Here is a 17,395-nt window from a genome sequence, read left to right as displayed (position 1 = left end):
GCGAAACCAAGGCCACCGCGGCGGGAGAGTGGAAACGGCCGGCGGGACAATCCCACCGGCCGCGCCATCCAGCGGGTCAGGCTCAGGCCTGGCCTTCGCCTTCCTTCGGCGGGTACTTCAGGCTCAACACCACGGTAGCGGCGATGATCACCGCCACCACGCCCAGCGAGATCGGGGTCGGGATCTTGAACAGGTCGATGATCATCATCTTGATGCCGATGAAGCCCAGCACCAGCGCCAGGCCGTACGGCAGCAGGTGGAAGCGGTCGGCCATGCCGGCCAGCAGGAAGAACATCGCACGCAGGCCCAGCACAGCGAACACGTTGGAGGTGAGCACGATGAACGGGTCGGTGGTGATCGCGAAGATCGCCGGGATGCTGTCCACCGCGAAGATCACGTCGGTGACCGCGATCAGGATCAGTACCGCGAACAGCGGGGTGAACCAGCGCACGCCGCCGCGCTTCACGCTCAGCGCATTGCCCGCGTAGTCCGGCAGCAGGCGCAGGTGCTTGCGCATCCAGCGCAGGGCCGGGTTGGCTTCCAGATCGGGCTTCTGGCCGGCGGCGAACCACATCTTCCAGCCGGTGAACAGCAGGAAGGCGCCGAACACGTAGAGCAGCCAATGGAACTGGGTGATCAGCACGCTGCCGGCGAAGATCATGATCGTACGAAGCACGATCGCGCCCAGGATGCCGATGATCAGCACCTTCTGGCGCTGCTCCTCCGGCACCGCGAAGTAGCTCATGATCATCAGGAAGACAAAGATGTTGTCGACCGCCAGCGCCTTCTCGACCAGGTAGCCGGTCAGGAATTCGAGGCCGACCTTGTTGGCCACCACCTGGCCCGCAGTCTCATTCAGGTAGTACCAGAGGCCCGCATTGAACAGCAGGGCCAGCGCGACCCAGCCGATGGACCACCACAGGGCCTCCTTGAAGGTGACCTTGTGCGGCCCACCATGGCGCATCAACACGAGGTCGACCAGCAGGGCGATGACCACCACCGCTGCGAAGCCGCCCCACAACCACACGTTACCGATCGTCTGCATTGGGAATGTCCGTTGGAAAGATGAATGCCAGGCCGGACGGCGAGGATCTGCAACGGAGGATCGGGAGGGGGATCCAGGGACAGAGCTTCGCCAGTACGGCGAAGGTCTCGCTCGCAGTTCCAGTCGGCTGGAACTGCCGTTGCACCGGAGCCTGCGGGCTCGAAATGACGGCGACAACGTCTGGGAGCTACTCCCCTTCTGGCGCCGATTCTGCGGCCTGGCCGGGCTGCCGTCAAATGCCGGGCGGCCGGGGTCCCCGCTCTGGTAGATGCCAACCTTGGTTGGCACGCCGGCCGGCCCGCCCTGGTAGGTGCCAACCTTGGTTGGCACGCCTTGCCCGGGCCGTTCAGCAACGCCCGTCGAGCCAGTTCGACTCTACGAAAGCGCCCCCCGGCTACAATAGGTGGATGAATACCCCCCTTCCGATTGTCCGCCTCAAGAACGCGTGGCGTTCCAGCCACCCGTGGATCTTCCAGAAACTGGTCGAGAAGCCGACCGTCCGGCCCAAGCCCGGTTCCATCGTCGACGTGGTCGGCATCGATGGCGAGTTCATTGGCCGCGGGTTCTACAACGGGCACTCGCGCATCGCCGTGCGCATCCTCGAAACCGACCAGAACGTGCCGGTCGATGCCGGCTGGTTCTCGCGCAAGATCGCCCAGGCGGTGTCGCTGCGCCGTGAGGTGCTGAAGCTCGACGCGGTCTCCGACGCCTGGCGCGTGGTGCACAGCGAAGGCGACGGCCTGTCCGGCCTGGTGGTGGATCGCTACGGCGACCTGGTGGTGGTCGAGTTCTTCGCCGCCGGCATGTTCCGCCACCGCGAATGGATCTACGACGCCCTGCGCGAGCAGTTCCCGGGCTGCCGTTTCCACAGCTTCGCCGACGAACACGTGCAGAAGCAGGAGAGCTTCGACTTCCACGGCAACACCACCACCGAAGCGTCGGTGATCACCGAGTACGGCATCAAGTTCCGCGCCGACCCGGCCGGCGCGCACAAGACCGGTTTCTTCGCCGACCAGCGCGAGAACCGCGAGTGGCTGAGCCAGCAGGTGGAAGGCAAGAGCGTGCTGGACCTGTGCTGCAACACCGGCGGTTTTGCCGTGTATGCCGCTGCGCGTGGCGCTTCGGAAGTGGTCGGCATCGACATCGATGAGGACGTCATCCAGATCGCCAAGGGCAATTCGCGCCTGAACAACGTGCGCCCGAAGTTCATCCAGTCCGACATCTTCCCGTGGCTGCGCGACGCCGCCAACCGCGGCGAGCAGTACGACGTGGTGATCCTGGATCCGGCGAAGATGACCCGCGACCGCGACCAGGTCATCACCGCGCTGAAGAAGTATCTGGACATGAACAAGCTGGCGCTGGGCGTGGTCAAGCCGGGCGGCCTGTTCGCCACGTTCTCCTGCACCGGCCTGGTGGCCGAGGACCAGTTCCTCGACATGCTGCGCCGCGCGGCCTATTTCTCCGGCCGCACGATCCAGATCCTGAAGGTCGCTGGTGCGGGTCCGGACCATCCGTTCATGGCCCACGTGCAGGAATCGCGTTACCTGAAGGCCGTGTTCTGCCGCGTGGTCGATTGACCGCGGGACGATGTAGAGGCGTGCCGCGCCACCTGATCCTGGGGGCGCCATTGTTTCGAACGCATCGCAATGCGCGGGAAGCTGGCCGCTGGGCCGTGAATACGATTCATGCTCGACTCGCGGTGCCTGGCAGCCGAGCGTGAGCCCGACTCTACAAATCTGCTGGCTGCAGCGCTATGGTCGGGCTCTTCCCATTGCCGGTGAGAGCCCATGCCATCGTTGCGCCACCTGTCCGTCGTGCTTGCCCTGGCGCTGTGTGCGCCGCTGTCGGCTCATGCCATCGAGTTCAGCGCACAGGAACTGGCCCGCGCCAAGGCGCTGCAGCAGCGCCTGGTCACGCTCGACAGCCACCTGGATACGCCGGCCAATTTCGGCCGGACCGGCTTCGACATCGAGCAGCGTCACGACCGCAACGCGCTTTCGCAGGTCGACTACCCGCGCATGGTCGAGGGCGCGCTGGACGGCGGCTTCTGGGCGATCTACACCGATCAGGGCGACCGCAGCCCCGCCGCGCACCTCGCCGAGCGTGACCATGGCCTGCAGCGGCTGCTGGAGATCCGCGAAATGCTGGCGGCCAACCCCGAGCGCTTCGCGCTGGCATTGAGCGCCGATGACGCGGCGCGGATCAAGGCCGCCGGCAAGCGCGTGGTCTACATCAGCATGGAAAACGCCAGCCCGCTGGTGGAAGACCCGAGCCTGCTGTCGTTCTACCACCGCGCCGGCCTGCGCCTGCTCAGCACCGTGCACTTCGCCAACAACGAGTTCGCCGATTCGGCCACCGATCCCAAGGGTGCGGAGTGGAAAGGCCTGAGCCCGGCGGGCAAGGATCTGGTGCGGCAAGCAGTGAAGCTGGGCATCGTGATCGACCAGTCGCATGCGTCCGACGCGGTGTTCGACGACCTGCTGGCGATGATGCCGGTGCCGTTCGTGCTCTCGCACAGCTCGGCCAAGGCGGTCTACGACCACCCGCGCAATCTGGATGACGCGCGCCTGCGCAAGCTGGCCAAGGCCGGCGGTGTGATCCAGGTGAACGCCTATGGTGGCTACCTGATCGACACCGCAAAGACGCCCGAGCGCAAGCAGGCCGAGGAAGCGCTGAGCAAGCAGCTGGGTGGCTGGGAAGGCATGGGCATCGAACAGGGCGTTGCCCTGCTGAAGGCCGAGCAGGCGCTGGACCACGAGCACCCGGTGCGCCATGCCAGCCTCGACGACTTCTTCGCCCACTTCGAGCACATCCTCAAGGTGGTGGGCCCCGAGCACGTGGGCATCGGCCTGGACTGGGATGGCGGCGGTGGCCTGAGCGACCTGCCCGATGTCAGCCAGCTGCCGAAGATCACCGCGTGGCTGCTGCGCAAGGGCTATACCGAGCAGCAGATTGCCGGCATCTGGGGCGGCAACCTGCTGCGGGTGATGCGCCAGGCGCAGGACTACGCGGCAAAGCAGGGCGGTTGACCGCCCTGCGGTAGTGCCGGCCGTTGGCCGGCATTGCCCGTATCAACAGGATGAGAGGTGCCGGCCGCTGGCCGGCACGACCGGTGATCCGTTTACTTCGCGATCAGTGCGTGGCGGCGGCTGTACAGGAAGTACAGCACCAGGCCGGCCAGGTTCCACAGCAGGAAGTACAGCTGGGTGCTGTGCGGCAGGCTGAGGAACAGATAGATGCAGCCCAGCGCGGCCAGCGGACCAACCACGAAGGCCAGCGGGGTACGGAAGGTACGTTCGCGGTTCGGCTCGCGCAGGCGCAGCACCACCAGGCAGATGCCCACGGCGGTGAACGCGGCCAGGGTGCCGGCATTGGCCAGCGCCGACACCACCACCGCGGTGAACAGCGTGGTCGCCACCGGCGTGCCGGTACGTGCGTTGACCTTGGACAGGCCACGCGGCAGCAGGCCATCGCGGCTCATCACGAAGAAGATGCGGCTCTGGCCGTACAGGAAGGCCAGCAGCACCGTCGGCAGCGCGATGATCGCGATCACGCCGATCACCATCGCCGCGGTCGGATGGCCCAGCTGGCGCATGATCAGGGCCAGCGGCTCGGCGCTGTGGCCGAACACCGCGTAGCTCATCGCACCGACCGCGGCCAGCGCGACCAGCACGTAGACGATGGTGCAGCCGATCATCGAACCGATGATGCCGATCGACAGGTCGCGGCCTGGGTTCTTGGTTTCTTCGGCGGCGGTGGAGATCGCATCGAAGCCGTAGAAGGCGAAGAAGATGATCGCTGCCGCCGCCATTACGCCGTGTTCGACGCCATCAGGGCCCATCGACTTGGCAAAGCCATACGGCATGAACGGCTGCAGGTTGGCGCTGTCGAAGGCGGGCAGGGCCACGGCCACGAAGATGGCCAGCGCGATCAGCTTGAACACCACCAGGATGGCATTGAGGGTGGCGCTTTCCTTGGTGCCGGCCATCAGCATGCCGGCCACCAGCCAGGTGATGATGATCGCCGGGAGGTTGATCATGCCGCCTTCCACGTGCGGGCCGGCTGCGAGCCACGCTGGCAGGTGCACGTTCCAGCCGAACTGGGTGTGGACCCATTCGAGGAAGCCGACGAAGTAGCCGGACCAGCCCACCGCCACCGTACTCACCACCAGTGAGTACTCCAGGATCAGGCTCCAGCCCACCACCCAGGCGAACACCTCGCCCAGCGCGCTGTAGCTGTAGGTGTAGGCACTGCCGGCGGCCGGCATCATCGTCGACAGCTCGGCGTAGGACAGTGCCGCGCAGGCGCAGACCGCACCGGCGATGGCGAAGGAGATCAGCACGGCCGGGCCGGCCAGGTTGGCACCGACGCCGATCAGCGTGTAGATGCCGGTACCGACGATGGCGCCAATACCCAGCGCGATCAGGTGCGGCCAGCTGAGCGTCGGGATCAGGCGCCTGCCGGCTTCGTGGACGGTGACGGAATCTAGGGACTTGCGCCGGAACAGGGACATGCAGGCCTCGGAAGGGGTGACTAAGAACGACAAGTTCCCGAGTGTGACCGAACGCAGCGCAGCATTACCACTGACGGGGGTCATGCGAGTGTCAGATGCGTCACCGGCGCGGCTGTACTCCGAGCATTCTGCCGGAATCGGCACAAATGCCGGCAGGATTCGAAATGATTCGATCCCTCAAGGCGAGCCGGGAGGCGCTTGAAGCGTGGGAGCAGGGGCCAGATCGATGCTGACCCGCTGCGGATCGACCACCGGCGCCGCACCTTGGGTTCTCAACTGGGCCACCAGCACTTCGAAGCCCTGGGCGCGGCCGAACGCATGCTCGTCCAGGGTCAATGGCAGCAGCTGCAGGAAGTCGAATCGTCCCGATGGCAGTTGCTGGGGTCCAGGAAAATGCAGTGACGGAACGAAGACGGCCGCCTGCAGCATGCTCCCTGCGTGATCCACCGGCCCCCCCAGCTTCAGCCGGTCCCATGGCGCCAACGGATTGCCGGGCATGCGTGAGTGGCACAGCAGCAGGTGGTACGCGGTGAACCAGCGCAAGGTGGTCAGTGCCCAGGTCGCTTCTTCCTGCGTCTCAAGCATCAGTTCGATGCCCAACCCCGAATCGCCATCTTCGTGCCGCCCTTCCCAGGGGTTGGACAGGCCGGAGCTGACATAGATCCAGTGCCTTCGATCACCGTGCGGAGGGCAGGCATTGACGCCGACATGCAGCCAGCGCGGGTCGATCTGGTCCTGCTTGAAGACGTTGCGCAGCAGATCCATGTCGATTGGATAGATCCCCGGCCCGGTATCGCCGAACAACCGCCGGTACAGCGTCTCCTCCCGATATTCCCAGCTGCGCTCCAGCAGGGTGTCGTCGTCCATGGTGCTCACTCGGCCACCTTGCCGGGCCAGCGGCAGCCGTCTTCCTGCCAGGCCTCGACGTCATCGTGGAAGGTGGTGCGACGTCCGTCGCGGCTACGCTCGTAGCTCAGGTCCAGCACCAGCGCGCCCTGCGTGCTCAGCAGGTAGCGGCCGTTGAGGCGCCCGTTGATGCGCTCTTCCCAGACGCTGTCGAACTGGTAGGGGCGGTCTTCGGCCAGCACCGTGGTCTCCATTGAAACCCGGCGCAGCAGCAGGCGTTCGCGCTGCCCGGCATAGCGAACGTCGGCCTGGCCGTCATCCAGCCAACGCCATTCCAGATGGATGCCGTCATTGCGGCCGCCGCTCAGGCAGCGATGGTCCTGTGCGGTGGCCGCCGGGGCGGTCGTGTTGGCCAGAAGCAGCAGGGCGCCCATCGCCGTCGGCCAGGGTTTCATCCGTTCAGCCCCAACCGGATGCCGAACCCCACCAGGAACAGGCCGGCCACGCGGCGCAGCGCATCGCTGATTCGCGGGTGCTGGATCAGGCGGCGGCGGGCCAGGTTGCCCACGCCGATCAACATCGAGCAGTAGGCGATGCTGACCACCAGGATGATGCCCGCCAGCGCAGCGAAGGTGGCGATGCCCTGGTGTGCCTTCGGATCGATGAACAACGGCAGGAAGGCCATGTAGAACAGGATCGCCTTCGGATTGAGCAGGCTGACCAGGATCGCCTGCTGGAAGTAGCGGCCCGGCTGCATGCGGATCGGACCGGCGTCGCCGCCCTCGTGCTTCGGCGTGCGCAGCAGGCTGATGCCGACCCACACCAGGTAGGCCGCACCCAGGTACTGCACCGCGTGGAACACCAGCGGGTTGGCCTTGAGCAGCGCCGCCACGCCCGCCAACGCCAGCCACATCAGGATCTGGTCGCCGACCAGCAGGCCGGCCAGCGCGGTGTAGCCGCCGCGCACGCCGCCACGGCCGGTGGCGGTCAGCAGGGTGAAGGTGCCGGGGCCGGGCAGGGCAAGAAACACCAGCACAGCGACCAGAAACGTCCACAGGTCCTGGATGCCCATCCACGGCATGGCGGCGTTCTCTTGTTACGGGGGGCCGCCATTGTCGGCCAGTGCCGCCGTTGGCGACAGGGGGCGGGTGAGGCCAGTGGGCATGCCAGACAGCAGCGGTTGCAGGTGCTGGCGCAGCTGCGCATGCAGTTGCCGTACCGCTGGCGAGAACTGCTTGCGGTGCGGGCATACCAGCTGCAGCGGGATGCTGCTGCCAACACCATCTAGCAGCAGCTGCAGGCGCCTGGCCAGCACGTCCTCGCGCAGGTCCAGCCAGGACTTGTAAGTGATGCCTTCGCCGGCCACGGCCCAGCGTCGCACTACATCGGCGTCGTCGCAGACCAGCGGACCGCGCACCGGAATCACGCTGCGACGCCCGTCGACCTCGAATGACCAGCGATCGTAGGCGCGGCCGTTGAGTTGATAGACCAGGCAGTCGTGCTCGCGCAGATCCTCCAGGCGGGTGGGCGTGCCACGCCGCTGCAGGTAGCCGGGCGAGGCGGCCAGCACGCGTCGATTGCCTTCCAGCAGCGGCAGGGCGACGTAGTTGGCGTCGTCGAAGTGGCCGATGCGGATGGCCACGTCGACCGGGTCGCGGAATACATCGGCCACCTCGTCGGACAGGCGCAGGTGCAGGCGCAGCCGCGGGTGCGCAGCTCGGAAGGCGCTCAGCCAGGGCAGCAGCAGGTTGCGGCCGAGGTCCGAGGGCGCCGACAGCTGCAGGGTGCCGTGCAGCTCGGTGTCCTCGCCCTGCACGCGCGCCTGTCCCTCGCGCAGGGTGGCCAGTACCTCCTGCGCATACGGCAGGTACAGCGCACCCTCGCCGGTGAGGCGCAGGCTGCGGGTGGTGCGCACGAACAGGCGCAGGTCCAGCTCGCGTTCCAGCCGCGCCACCGCCGCGGCGACCTGCCCGGGCAGCAGGTCGGCCTCGCGCGCCGCCTGCGAGAAGCTGCCCAGTGCGGCAGTGCGGACGAACAGCTGCAGATCGTCGAAGCGGATCATCTTCATTGCCAGAGTGAAAGTGCTGCCCGATTCTGCGCCTTTCTGCGGGAGCGCGTGCGGCGCAACCTGTCGCCTCCTTCCCCACTGGACCGCTGCCATGCGCGCCATTGCCTACACCCAAGCCGGCCTGCCGATCGATGATGCCCAGGCCCTGATCGACATCGAACTGGAGCTGCCGCAGCCTGGCCCGCGTGACCTGCGCGTGGCGGTGCGCGCGGTGGCGGTGAACCCGGTCGACACCAAGGTCCGTCGCGGCGTGGCCACCGATGGCCCACGTGTGCTGGGCTGGGATGCGGTCGGCATCGTCGACGCGGTGGGCAGCGAGGTGACCCTGTTCCAGCCCGGCGATGCGGTCTACTACGCCGGCGTCATCGATCGCCCGGGCAGCAATGCCGAGTACCAGCTGGTGGACGAGCGCAGCGTCGGCCGCAAGCCGGCCAGCCTCGACGATGCCGCCGCCGCCGCGCTGCCACTGACCGCGATCACCGCCTGGGAGCTGTTGTTCGACCGCCTGAGAATTCCCGAGGGCGGCGGCGAAGGCCAGACCCTGCTGGTGATCGGCGCTGCCGGCGGTGTCGGTTCGATCCTGGTGCAGTTGGCGCGGAAGCTGACGAAACTGACGGTGATCGGCACCGCCTCGCGTCCGGATACCCAGGACTGGGCGTACGCAATGGGCGCACACCATGTGATCGACCACAGCCTGCCGCTGGCCGAGGGCCTGGCGCGGCTCGGCATCAGCGAGGTGCAGCATGTGGCCAGCCTGACCCACTCCGACCAGCACTACGCGCAGATCGTGGAACTGCTGGCGCCGCAGGGCCAGCTGGGGCTGATCGATGATCCCGGCCAGGTCGACGTGATGGCGCTCAAGCGCAAGGCGTTGTCACTGCACTGGGAGTCGATGTTTACCCGGCCGCTCTACAAGACCGCCGACATGCAGCGCCAGCATGACCTGTTGAACCGGGTGGCCGAGCTGATCGACACAGGCGTGCTGCAGACCACCCTGGGCGAGCATTTCGGGCGCATCGACGCGGCCAACCTGCGGCGTGCCCACGCGCTGCTGGAGAGCCACCGCGCCAAGGGCAAGATCGTGCTGGAAGGCTGGTAAGGCCCGGTTTTTCCTGTGGAGCCGAGCCTGCGCCCGGCTCTACAGCGCTTCATCCACGCATGGCGTGGATCAGCCGTGTCGACCAAGGTCGACACCTGCCAACAGCTGCGGAAGCCACTGCTCAGGCCACACCGTTGTCGACGTACTCGGCGAAACCGGGCTGCTGGCGCAGGCGTTCGAACCAGGCATCTACGTGTGCCAGTACCGGCTTGCTGCCCGGCGTGCTGCGCCAGCGTTGGGTCGACAGCCCGAGCACGATGTCGGCCAGAGTGAAGGTGTTGCCCGCCACGTAGCCGTCGGTAGTGGCGAGCTGTGCATCAAGGACGCCCATCAGCCGGTTCCACTGCGCCAGGCTGGCCTCGGCACGGGCGTCATCCGGATAGTCCGGATGCTGGCGCACGCGCGCCATGAACACATGGCGCCATGCGCTGTTGAGGTCGCTGGCCTGCCAGTCCATCCACTGCTCCACCCGGGCCCGGTCCTTTGCTGCATGTGGCAGCAGATCCTCGCGACCGGCGCGTGCGGCCAGGTAGCGGCAGATGCTGTTGGATTCCCACAGCACGAAGTCGCCATCACGCAGCACCGGCACCTGCCGGTTGGGGTTCAGCGTGGCCAGCAGGTCCGGCGAGGGGGCCGGTTCGTGGTGCAGGGGCAGATCCAGCCCCGCGCACAGCCACAGCACTTTACGCACATTGATGGAGGTGGGCTTTCCGTAGAGGACGACCATGGTCCTGACGCAGCAGTTGAGACTCGGCCAGCCTACACTTGCCCCATGCAAACCGAATATCTGCTCATTGGCGGCCTTCTATTGGCCGTGCTCATCCTGCAGCTGGTCGCCCTGCTGCGCCGCCCGCCGCATGACCGCCTGGAACAGGCGGTGCGCGAGGAGGCGCGGGCCGGGCGCAGCGAGCTGCGCGAACAGCTCGATGGCTTCGCCCGCGCGCTGACCGATCTGTCCACCCGCACCGACCAGCGCCTGGACCTGCTGCGCGAAGCGCTGGGCGAAGATGCCCGCAAGGCGCGCGCCGAAGCGGCCGAGAGCCAGCAGCGCGGCGCGGCGTTGATGGGACAGCGGCTGCAGGAGCTGCGCGGCCAGCTGGAGACCTTCGGCCAGCAGCAGGAAGCCCGCATCCATGCGTTTGGCCAGCAGCTGCAGGAGCTCACCGGGCGTACCGATACCCAGCTCGGCGCGCTGCGGCAGACCCTGGTGGACGATGCACGCAAGGGCCGCGAGGAGGGCGCGCAGTCGCAGCAGCGCCTGACTGAAAGCCTTGGCCTGCGCCTGCAGGAACTGACCCAGCGCAACGAGCAGCGCATCGCCGAGATGCGCACAACGCTGGAAGAGCAGCTGCGCGCGCTGCAGAGCGACAATGCGCAGAAGCTGGAACAGATGCGCGTGACGGTGGATGAGAAGTTGCAGTCCACCCTGGAAACACGCCTTGGCCAGTCCTTCAAACTGGTCTCGGAGCGCCTGGAACAGGTGCAGCGCGGCCTCGGCGAGATGCAGCAGCTGGCCACCGGCGTCGGTGACCTCAAGCGCGTGCTGACCAACGTCAAGACGCGCGGCAGCTGGGGTGAAGTACAGCTGGAGAACATCCTCGAGCAGACCCTGATCCAGGAGCAGTACGCGCGCGGGGTGAAGGTACGCCCGGATAGTGGCGAAATGGTCGACATCGCCGTGCGCCTGCCGGGCCGCAGCAGCGATGACACGCCGGTGTGGCTGCCGATCGACTCCAAGTTCCCACGCGAAGACTACGAGCGCCTGCTGGACGCACAGGAGCAGGGTGATGCCGAACTGGTACGCGTGCAGGGTGCGCAGCTGGAGCGTGCGGTGAAGGTGCAGGCCAAGTCGATCTGCGAGAAGTACATCGTGCCGCCGCACACCACCGACTTCGCGGTGATGTTCCTGCCTACCGAAGGCCTGTATGCCGAGGTGATCCGGCGCCCCGGCCTGGTCGATCTGCTGCAGCGCGACCACCGCGTGGTGGTCGCCGGGCCGACCACGATCACCGCACTGCTCAACAGCCTGCAGATGGGCTTCCGCACGCTGGCCATCGAGAAGCGGTCCAGCGAGGTGTGGAGCCTGCTGGGTGCGGTGAAGACCGAGTTCGGCAAGTTCGGCGATGTGCTGGACAACGTGAAGGCCAAGCTGGACCAGGCCAGCAAGCAGATCGACCAGACCGGGGTGCGCACCCGCGCGATCGCCCGCAAGCTGAGGGATGTCGAGTCGCTGCCGGTTGAGCAGAGCCGCCAGTTGCTGCCGGACGCGCTGCCAGCAGAGGAAGGCAGTGACGGCGACGAGGCCTGAGCCACGCTGACACGCCGCCTGCATCGCCGATGCGTATGCTGGCGGCCTGTCCGCCTCGATCAGGTATCGTCATGCGCCTGCGCCGCTTCACCAGCCTTGTCCTGACCGCGCTGCTTGCCGCCTGCAGCAGCGCACCACCGGCTGCCGATACGACCGCGGCACCTGCCGCAGCCACCAGCCCTGAAGCGGCCGAGGCGTATCGCGAAGCGCGCGACGTTGGCTGCCAGGCCGCCGGCGGCAGCCTGCAACGGCTGGGCCGGCTGCAACGCGAGCAGTGCGTGATTCCCTATGCCGATGCCGGCAAGGCCTGCAGCCGCAAAAGCGACTGCACGGGCCAGTGCCTGGCCGGTCCCGAGGTGGGCGCTGGCAGCGCCGCTACCGGTACCTGCCAGCGCGATGTGCGCCAGAACTTCGGCTGCCGCCAGCGCATTGATGACGGCAAGGCGCAGGGCACGATCTGCGTGGACTGATCGTAGTGCCGGCCGCTGGCCGGCAACCGCATGAACCCTTGCGAACGGTCGCACGACTGCCGGCCAGCGGCCGGCACTACCGCCATCGCGCGGCGCTATGCTGGTGGGCCATTCCCCGCTGTTGCCGGAGCCCCCGCGTGAGCACCCCGATCCAGGACATTTCCCTCACCACCATCGACGGCCAGCCGTCCTCGCTTGCCGACTACCAGGGCAAGGTACTGCTGCTGGTCAACGTCGCCTCCAAGTGCGGCCTGACACCGCAGTACGAAGGCCTGCAGGCGCTGTATGCGGAAAAGCACGCGCAGGGTCTGGAAGTACTGGGCTTCCCCGCCAACAACTTCCTCGGCCAGGAGCCGGGCAGCGAGGCGGAGATCCAGCAGTTCTGCCAGCTCACCTACGACGTCAGCTTCCCGATGTTCTCCAAGATCAGCGTGGCCGGTGACGATACCCATCCGCTGTACCAGCAGCTGACCGCCGCCCAGCCGCAGTCGATCGGCGAAGGCCCGCTGCGTGAGCGCCTGGCCAGCAAGGAGATCCCGATCCACGCAGCACCGGCGGTGCTGTGGAACTTCGAGAAGTTCCTGGTTGGCCGCGACGGCAAGGTCATCGCGCGTTTCGCCCCGGACGTGGCTGCCGATGACGCGCGCCTGCGCGAGGCCATCGAGGCAGCGCTGGCAGCCTGAGGAAAGCGTGCCAACCAAGGTTGGCACCTACCGGAAAAGAAAAACCCCGCCGAGGCGGGGTTTTTCATGCGCTGCAGACCGGACTCAGTGCGTCCACTGCGGCATCGGCATCGCATCGACCGGGATCGGCGAATTGGCATCGTCGTGGCCACGGTCGCGCTTGCTGCGCAGATCGTTCTCGATCTGGTAGTTGCGGCGCTGCATCCACGCATCGCGTACCAGCGAGTACTCGTCCACGGCGGTGTCACGCAGGTCGTCGATTGCCAGCAGCTGCGCGCGGGTATCGACCAGCTGCATGCCCTGCAGGCCGATGCGGATCTTGTCCTCTTCGATGCGGCGGATCGGCGACAGCGGAATGTCACCGGCCAGGCCGAACACATCGCGCACGGTGCGAGGGCCGAAGAACGGCAGTTCCACGTAACGCGAACGACGCCAGCCCCAGGCCCCCAGGGTCTGCCCGAAGTCCTCATTGCGACGCGGCACCATCGCCTTGCTGGCCGGATCGAACAGGCCGCCGATACCCAGCGTGCTGTTCATCAGGAAGCGGCCGAGGCTGTCCCACGCATCGGCACCACGGCCCTGCAGCAGCTGGTTGGTGATGGTCACCGGTGCGCGCAGGTTGCTGAAGAAGTTGCTGACGCCGGTGCGGGCGAAGCGCGGCACCACGTGGGTGTAGGCCGTGGCCAGCGGGCGGGCGATGCCACGGTCAACCGCGTTGTTGAACGTGTGCACCTTGCGGTTGAACGGTTCCCACGGATCGTAGGCTGCCGCGCTGCCAGTGTTGCCGGCACCGCCGTAGAGGGCATCGAAGTCGTCGTCACCACCGGGGGCGGTCGCCGCCGCGGCCCTGGCCGCATCGGTGTCGGCGCTGCGGGCCGGTGCGGATGGCGGCGTGGCCGGCGCAGGTGCGGCAACCACGGCTGTTGCCGGTGCGGCATCGACCGTAGCGGTATCGGCGGTGGGGGCAGAGGCCTCGGCGATGGTGCTGGCCGGGACCACGGTGCTGGCTGCGGGCGCATCGCTGCGTGCGGGCTTGCCGGCGCAGGCGGTCAGGGCGGTGGCCAGGACGATCAGGGGGAAAGTGCGTACGACGTTCATGTCAGCTCGCAGCAGAAGTAGCGTTGAAATCCAGGTCGGGCGACAGCCGGTAGGCTGCGCTCAGCTCGTTGTAGCCGGCCGGCGCGCCGGAGACTGCCAGCGGGTGACCGCTCTTGCGCGCACGTGCGGCCAGCTCGGCCAGCAGCGCCAGGCCGGCGCTGTCCACGCGTTCGACCTCACTCAGCTCCAGCCGTGACAGCTTTGCCGGCAGGGCCTGCAGCTGCGGCCACAGCGCGATCACCGCGGCACGGTCGAGCACCCCGCGCAGGCGCAGGGTGTCGCCTTCCAGCAGCGCCAGTGCGTTACTTGCCATTGCCCGCGGGCCCGGCCTGCATGCTGCCGCTGTGCAGTTCGTTGGCCACCTGCTTGATGCCCTTCTGGCGCAGCGGGGTGTCGAACTGGTTGCGGAAGGTCTGCACGTAGGAAATGCCTTCGATGTTGACGTCGAAGATCTTCCACTGGCCGTTCACGTTGCGCATCCAGTACTCGACCGGGGTCGGTTCGTTGCCGGCGCGCACCAGTTCGGTGCTCACGCGCACGCCACGATTGCCCGGCAGCGGGCTTTCACCCTTCAGGCGGAAGCTCGGCTTGCCCTGGATGTTGAGCAGGGTGGAGCCGTAGCGCTGCATCAGGCTGTCGGCCATGGCATCGGCGAACAGCTTGATGTCGGCGTCGGAGGCGCCGCGGGCGTGCGGGCCCAGCACCAGGCGCGCGGCGTAGTCGCGGTCGAAGGTGCGGGTCAGCTCGCTGTCGATGTAGCTGCGCAGGCTGGCCGGGTTGCTGGTGAACTCGCTCTTGCGCTGCTGCAGCGTGGACAGGATGCGGCTGCTGGCATCGATCACCACCTTGCCGGCCTGGCTTTGCGTTGCGGCAGCGGCAGGCGCAGCGGCCTGGGCCTGGGCCAGGAACGGGGTGGCCGCCAGCAGCGCCGAGGCGAGCAGGGCCGGGATCAGTTTCATCTTCATGGTTGCGGTTCCGTTGCAGGCGCCTGCGCGCCATCGTTGGGCTTCTGAGCAGCGCCGCCACCGGCACCGCCACTGAACATGTACTTGCCGACCAGCTGGATCAGGTCCACCGCCGGCTGGGTGAAGACGATCTCGTCACCGGCCTTCAGCACGTCCGGATCACCGCCCGGCTGCAGACCGATATAGCTCTCGCCGAGCAAACCGCTGGTGAAGATGCCGGCCGAGGTGTCCGCCGGCAGGTCCTTGACCTTGCTGTCCATGCGCAGGGTGACGATCGATTCGAACTTCACCGGGTCCAGGTCGATCGAAGCGACCTGGCCGACAGTGACGCCGCCGATCTTCACCGGCGCCTGCTTGCGCAGCTGGCCGACCTGGGAGAAGCGTGCCTTCAGGTCGTAGCCTTCGCTGCCCCAGCTCCAGCGCTGGTTGGTCGAGGCCACCGCCAGCACCATCAGCGAGGCCAGGGCCAGCAGCAGGAAGGCGCCGACGGAAAATTCGAGTCTGGGACCGCGGATGGCCATGTGGATTACCTGATCGAGTCGTTGTGGCCGCGCGCGCCTGCGCACCGCCGGTGGAGGGGTTAGGTGAACAACATTGCCGACAGCACGAAGTTGAACATCAGCACCAGCAGTGAAGCGTTGACCACCGCACGGGTGGTCGCCACCGAAGTGCCTTCAATGGTCGGCTCGGCGTGGAAACCCACATAGGCGGCAACCAGCGCGGCAGTGCCGCCGAAGATCGCCGACTTCAGCATTGCCACGCCGAAGTCGTCCCAGAAGTCCACGCTGTTGCGCAGCGCCGACCAGAACACGCCATTGTCCAGGCCCAGCACGTGCACCGCTTCGAAGTAGCTGGCACTGATTGCAAGCGAACAGAAGATGCCGGTCAGCAGCGGCACGGTCAGCACCGCCGCCCAGAAGCGCGGCGCCACCGCCTTGGCCACCGGGTCGATCGCCATCAGCTCCAGCGCCTTGATCTGGTCGGTGGCACGCATCAGGCCCAGCTCGGCGGCGATCGAGCTGCCAGCGCGGCCAATGAACAGCAGCGCGGTCAGCACCGGTGCCAGCTCGCGGTACAGCGACAGCCCGAGCAGGGTCGACAGTGCGTCGGCCGCACCGAAGGTGGTCAGCGTGCGGTAGCCCTGCAGGGTCAGCACCAGGCCGACGAAGGCACCGCCGACGGCGATGATCGGCAGCGAGCGCGCACCGATCTTGTAGATCTCGCGGGTCAACTCGGCCAGGAAATCACGGGTCGGCAGCGAACCGCGCAGCACGGTCAGCGAGAACAGGCCGGCACGACCCAGCGAGCGGGTGGCTTGAACGAACGGCATCAGGCGACCCTCGCGCGCGGCGCGGCATCGAACGGGATGGGGCCATCGGGCTGGCCGTGCAGGAACTGCCGCAGCAGCGGGTCCTGGCTGGACTGCAGTGCCTCGGGCGTGCCCTGGAACACGATGCCGCCATTGGCGATCGCGATCACCTGGTCGCAGATCGGCAGGGTCTCGTGCACGTGGTGGCTGACGATGATGCTGGTCAGGCCCAGGCTGTGGTTGAGGCGCTGGATCAGGCTCATGATCACCCCCGAGGCGATCGGGTCCAGCCCGGTCAGCGGCTCGTCGTAGATCATCAGCGGCGGGTCCAGCGCCAGTGCACGGGCCAGCGCCACGCGGCGCGCCATGCCACCTGACAGCTCGCGCGGCCAGGCATCGGCGGCGGCCAGCAGGCCCACCGAATGCAGCTTCATCTGCACCAGCCGGCGCAGCACGGCGGTCGGCAGGCGGGTGTGCGTACGCAGCGGCAGCGCCACGTTTTCCGCCACGGTCAGGTCGGTCAGCAGGCCGTTGCCCTGCAGCAGCACGCCCACGCTCTTGCGCATTTCCAGCAGCGCGCCGCTGTCATGCGGAATCGGCTTGCCGAACAGGGTGACCTCGCCGGCGACCGGGCGCAGTTCGCCGGTCAGCGCCGCCAGCAGGGTCGACTTGCCGCTGCCGGACGGACCCAGAACGGCGGTGATGCTGCCCTTGGGCACCTGCAGCGACACGTCGCGCAGGATCGTGCGTCCGCTCCGGTCGATGCGGACGTTGGATAACTGCACCAGACTGGAGGTGGAAGCCGACATGGGCACCATTAACGTTTTTTAGACATCGAAGGATCGGGCCCGTCGGCTGAACATAAGCAGACTGGACGGTGCAGTATTGTTGCACGACAAGCCTCGGCGGAGGCCGGGACAATCGCCTGGCGTCCCGGAACAATCCGTACCGCTCGCGGCCCAACCATTGAATACTGCCTGCTGTCCTGCAC

General features: G+C 67.1%; 19 protein-coding genes. 6 read left to right on the top strand and 13 right to left on the bottom strand.

The genetic code is table 11. The annotated features are described in order from the left end of the window. Positions 1 to 82: 82 nt before the first annotated feature. A complete protein-coding gene (locus ACX9OT_RS06850; protein ID WP_459001530.1) occupies positions 83 to 1,045 on the bottom strand; it encodes a TerC family protein in 963 nt (320 codons plus the stop codon). A gap of 407 nt (positions 1,046 to 1,452) precedes the next feature. Between ACX9OT_RS06850 and ACX9OT_RS06845 the strand changes: the two genes are divergently transcribed. Together ACX9OT_RS06845 and ACX9OT_RS06840 are read left to right on the top strand one after the other, a co-directional pair. After that, a complete protein-coding gene (locus tag ACX9OT_RS06845; RefSeq protein WP_005411721.1) occupies positions 1,453 to 2,622 on the top strand; it encodes a class I SAM-dependent rRNA methyltransferase in 1,170 nt (389 codons plus the stop codon). A gap of 210 nt (positions 2,623 to 2,832) precedes the next feature. Continuing rightward, the gene (locus tag ACX9OT_RS06840) at positions 2,833 to 4,074 is read left to right on the top strand and encodes a dipeptidase (protein WP_049462902.1); all 1,242 of its coding nucleotides are present in this window, start codon (positions 2,833 to 2,835) and stop codon (positions 4,072 to 4,074) included. A 92-nt stretch (positions 4,075 to 4,166) separates the two neighbouring features. On the opposite strand, the gene ACX9OT_RS06835 is transcribed toward ACX9OT_RS06840, so the two are convergent. From ACX9OT_RS06835 to ACX9OT_RS06815, 5 genes are all read right to left on the bottom strand, one after another. Further along, positions 4,167 to 5,558 carry an amino acid permease gene (locus ACX9OT_RS06835; protein WP_459001527.1) on the bottom strand — a complete coding sequence of 464 codons (1,392 nt, stop codon included), beginning with the start codon at positions 5,556 to 5,558 and terminating at the stop codon, positions 4,167 to 4,169. 177 nt (positions 5,559 to 5,735) lie between these two features. Continuing rightward, entirely contained in the window at positions 5,736 to 6,425 is a 690-nt protein-coding gene (locus tag ACX9OT_RS06830; RefSeq protein WP_219631213.1) for a suppressor of fused domain protein, read from the bottom strand. 5 nt (positions 6,426 to 6,430) lie between these two features. Next, positions 6,431 to 6,859: a hypothetical protein gene (locus ACX9OT_RS06825; RefSeq protein WP_049420929.1), complete on the bottom strand. Its 429-nt coding sequence runs from the start codon at positions 6,857 to 6,859 to the stop codon at positions 6,431 to 6,433. After that, a complete protein-coding gene (leuE, locus tag ACX9OT_RS06820; RefSeq protein WP_005411716.1) occupies positions 6,856 to 7,485 on the bottom strand; it encodes a leucine efflux protein LeuE in 630 nt (209 codons plus the stop codon). Before leuE ends, ACX9OT_RS06825 begins: the two co-directional genes overlap by 4 nt. A 15-nt stretch (positions 7,486 to 7,500) precedes the next feature. Continuing rightward, the gene (locus ACX9OT_RS06815) at positions 7,501 to 8,472 is read right to left on the bottom strand and encodes a LysR family transcriptional regulator (protein WP_049462904.1); all 972 of its coding nucleotides are present in this window, start codon (positions 8,470 to 8,472) and stop codon (positions 7,501 to 7,503) included. A 91-nt stretch (positions 8,473 to 8,563) separates the two neighbouring features. On the opposite strand from ACX9OT_RS06815, the gene ACX9OT_RS06810 reads away from it, so the two are divergent. Further along, a complete protein-coding gene (locus tag ACX9OT_RS06810) occupies positions 8,564 to 9,571 on the top strand; it encodes a zinc-binding alcohol dehydrogenase family protein (protein ID WP_049420932.1) in 1,008 nt (335 codons plus the stop codon). A 121-nt stretch (positions 9,572 to 9,692) separates the two neighbouring features. Here ACX9OT_RS06810 and ACX9OT_RS06805 read toward each other — a convergent pair whose 3' ends face one another. After that, positions 9,693 to 10,298 (bottom strand): glutathione S-transferase family protein, encoded by a 606-nt coding sequence (locus ACX9OT_RS06805; protein ID WP_049462905.1) that lies wholly within the window; start codon positions 10,296 to 10,298, stop codon positions 9,693 to 9,695. 45 nt (positions 10,299 to 10,343) lie between these two features. On the opposite strand from ACX9OT_RS06805, the gene ACX9OT_RS06800 reads away from it, so the two are divergent. The 3 genes from ACX9OT_RS06800 (at position 10,344) to ACX9OT_RS06790 (ending at position 13,032) form a co-directional block, all read left to right on the top strand. Next, the gene (locus ACX9OT_RS06800; RefSeq protein ID WP_049400349.1) at positions 10,344 to 11,879 is read left to right on the top strand and encodes a DNA recombination protein RmuC; all 1,536 of its coding nucleotides are present in this window, start codon (positions 10,344 to 10,346) and stop codon (positions 11,877 to 11,879) included. A 71-nt stretch (positions 11,880 to 11,950) separates the two neighbouring features. After that, positions 11,951 to 12,349, top strand: coding sequence for a hypothetical protein (locus ACX9OT_RS06795; protein WP_459001523.1), 399 nt, complete (start codon positions 11,951 to 11,953; stop codon positions 12,347 to 12,349). A 137-nt stretch (positions 12,350 to 12,486) separates the two neighbouring features. Beyond that, the gene (locus tag ACX9OT_RS06790; protein WP_010487473.1) at positions 12,487 to 13,032 is read left to right on the top strand and encodes a glutathione peroxidase; all 546 of its coding nucleotides are present in this window, start codon (positions 12,487 to 12,489) and stop codon (positions 13,030 to 13,032) included. Positions 13,033 to 13,116: 84 nt separating this feature from the next. On the opposite strand, the gene ACX9OT_RS06785 is transcribed toward ACX9OT_RS06790, so the two are convergent. From ACX9OT_RS06785 to ACX9OT_RS06760, 6 genes are read right to left on the bottom strand one after another with little or no spacing between them, the layout of a single operon-like run. After that, positions 13,117 to 14,130, bottom strand: a complete 1,014-nt coding sequence (locus tag ACX9OT_RS06785; RefSeq protein ID WP_032128489.1) for an MlaA family lipoprotein — start codon at positions 14,128 to 14,130, stop codon at positions 13,117 to 13,119. Position 14,131: 1 nt separating this feature from the next. Beyond that, positions 14,132 to 14,443, bottom strand: a complete 312-nt coding sequence (locus tag ACX9OT_RS06780) for an STAS domain-containing protein (RefSeq protein WP_049462907.1) — start codon at positions 14,441 to 14,443, stop codon at positions 14,132 to 14,134. Beyond that, the gene (locus ACX9OT_RS06775; RefSeq protein ID WP_010487479.1) at positions 14,433 to 15,095 is read right to left on the bottom strand and encodes an MlaC/ttg2D family ABC transporter substrate-binding protein; all 663 of its coding nucleotides are present in this window, start codon (positions 15,093 to 15,095) and stop codon (positions 14,433 to 14,435) included. The genes ACX9OT_RS06780 and ACX9OT_RS06775 overlap by 11 nt, the downstream gene beginning before the upstream one ends. Then, positions 15,092 to 15,616, bottom strand: a complete 525-nt coding sequence (gene mlaD / locus ACX9OT_RS06770; RefSeq protein WP_010487482.1) for an outer membrane lipid asymmetry maintenance protein MlaD — start codon at positions 15,614 to 15,616, stop codon at positions 15,092 to 15,094. Before mlaD ends, ACX9OT_RS06775 begins: the two co-directional genes overlap by 4 nt. A 59-nt stretch (positions 15,617 to 15,675) precedes the next feature. Further along, positions 15,676 to 16,425, bottom strand: a complete 750-nt coding sequence (locus ACX9OT_RS06765; protein WP_005414955.1) for an MlaE family lipid ABC transporter permease subunit — start codon at positions 16,423 to 16,425, stop codon at positions 15,676 to 15,678. Beyond that, positions 16,425 to 17,213 carry an ABC transporter ATP-binding protein gene (locus tag ACX9OT_RS06760; protein WP_049462908.1) on the bottom strand — a complete coding sequence of 263 codons (789 nt, stop codon included), beginning with the start codon at positions 17,211 to 17,213 and terminating at the stop codon, positions 16,425 to 16,427. The genes ACX9OT_RS06765 and ACX9OT_RS06760 overlap by 1 nt, the downstream gene beginning before the upstream one ends. Positions 17,214 to 17,395: the final 182 nt, after the last annotated feature.

The organism is Stenotrophomonas genospecies 3 (assembly GCF_054473855.1).
This window is presented reverse-complemented; position numbering and strand designations above follow the sequence as displayed.

Excerpts from the sequence above, each read along its gene's own strand:
- ACX9OT_RS06850 (WP_459001530.1), bottom strand. The coding sequence starts at position 1,045 with ATGCAGACGATCGGTAACGTGTGGTTGTGGGGCGGCTTCGCAGCGGTG.
- ACX9OT_RS06845 (WP_005411721.1), top strand. The coding sequence starts at position 1,453 with ATGAATACCCCCCTTCCGATTGTCCGCCTCAAGAACGCGTGGCGTTCC.
- ACX9OT_RS06840 (WP_049462902.1), top strand. The coding sequence starts at position 2,833 with ATGCCATCGTTGCGCCACCTGTCCGTCGTGCTTGCCCTGGCGCTGTGT.
- ACX9OT_RS06835 (WP_459001527.1), bottom strand. The coding sequence starts at position 5,558 with ATGTCCCTGTTCCGGCGCAAGTCCCTAGATTCCGTCACCGTCCACGAA.
- ACX9OT_RS06830 (WP_219631213.1), bottom strand. The coding sequence starts at position 6,425 with ATGGACGACGACACCCTGCTGGAGCGCAGCTGGGAATATCGGGAGGAG.
- ACX9OT_RS06825 (WP_049420929.1), bottom strand. The coding sequence starts at position 6,859 with ATGAAACCCTGGCCGACGGCGATGGGCGCCCTGCTGCTTCTGGCCAAC.
- leuE (WP_005411716.1), bottom strand. The coding sequence starts at position 7,485 with ATGCCGTGGATGGGCATCCAGGACCTGTGGACGTTTCTGGTCGCTGTG.
- ACX9OT_RS06815 (WP_049462904.1), bottom strand. The coding sequence starts at position 8,472 with ATGAAGATGATCCGCTTCGACGATCTGCAGCTGTTCGTCCGCACTGCC.
- ACX9OT_RS06810 (WP_049420932.1), top strand. The coding sequence starts at position 8,564 with ATGCGCGCCATTGCCTACACCCAAGCCGGCCTGCCGATCGATGATGCC.
- ACX9OT_RS06805 (WP_049462905.1), bottom strand. The coding sequence starts at position 10,298 with ATGGTCGTCCTCTACGGAAAGCCCACCTCCATCAATGTGCGTAAAGTG.
- ACX9OT_RS06800 (WP_049400349.1), top strand. The coding sequence starts at position 10,344 with ATGCAAACCGAATATCTGCTCATTGGCGGCCTTCTATTGGCCGTGCTC.
- ACX9OT_RS06795 (WP_459001523.1), top strand. The coding sequence starts at position 11,951 with ATGCGCCTGCGCCGCTTCACCAGCCTTGTCCTGACCGCGCTGCTTGCC.
- ACX9OT_RS06785 (WP_032128489.1), bottom strand. The coding sequence starts at position 14,130 with ATGAACGTCGTACGCACTTTCCCCCTGATCGTCCTGGCCACCGCCCTG.
- ACX9OT_RS06780 (WP_049462907.1), bottom strand. The coding sequence starts at position 14,443 with ATGGCAAGTAACGCACTGGCGCTGCTGGAAGGCGACACCCTGCGCCTG.
- ACX9OT_RS06775 (WP_010487479.1), bottom strand. The coding sequence starts at position 15,095 with ATGAAGATGAAACTGATCCCGGCCCTGCTCGCCTCGGCGCTGCTGGCG.
- mlaD (WP_010487482.1), bottom strand. The coding sequence starts at position 15,616 with ATGGCCATCCGCGGTCCCAGACTCGAATTTTCCGTCGGCGCCTTCCTG.
- ACX9OT_RS06765 (WP_005414955.1), bottom strand. The coding sequence starts at position 16,425 with ATGCCGTTCGTTCAAGCCACCCGCTCGCTGGGTCGTGCCGGCCTGTTC.
- ACX9OT_RS06760 (WP_049462908.1), bottom strand. The coding sequence starts at position 17,213 with ATGTCGGCTTCCACCTCCAGTCTGGTGCAGTTATCCAACGTCCGCATC.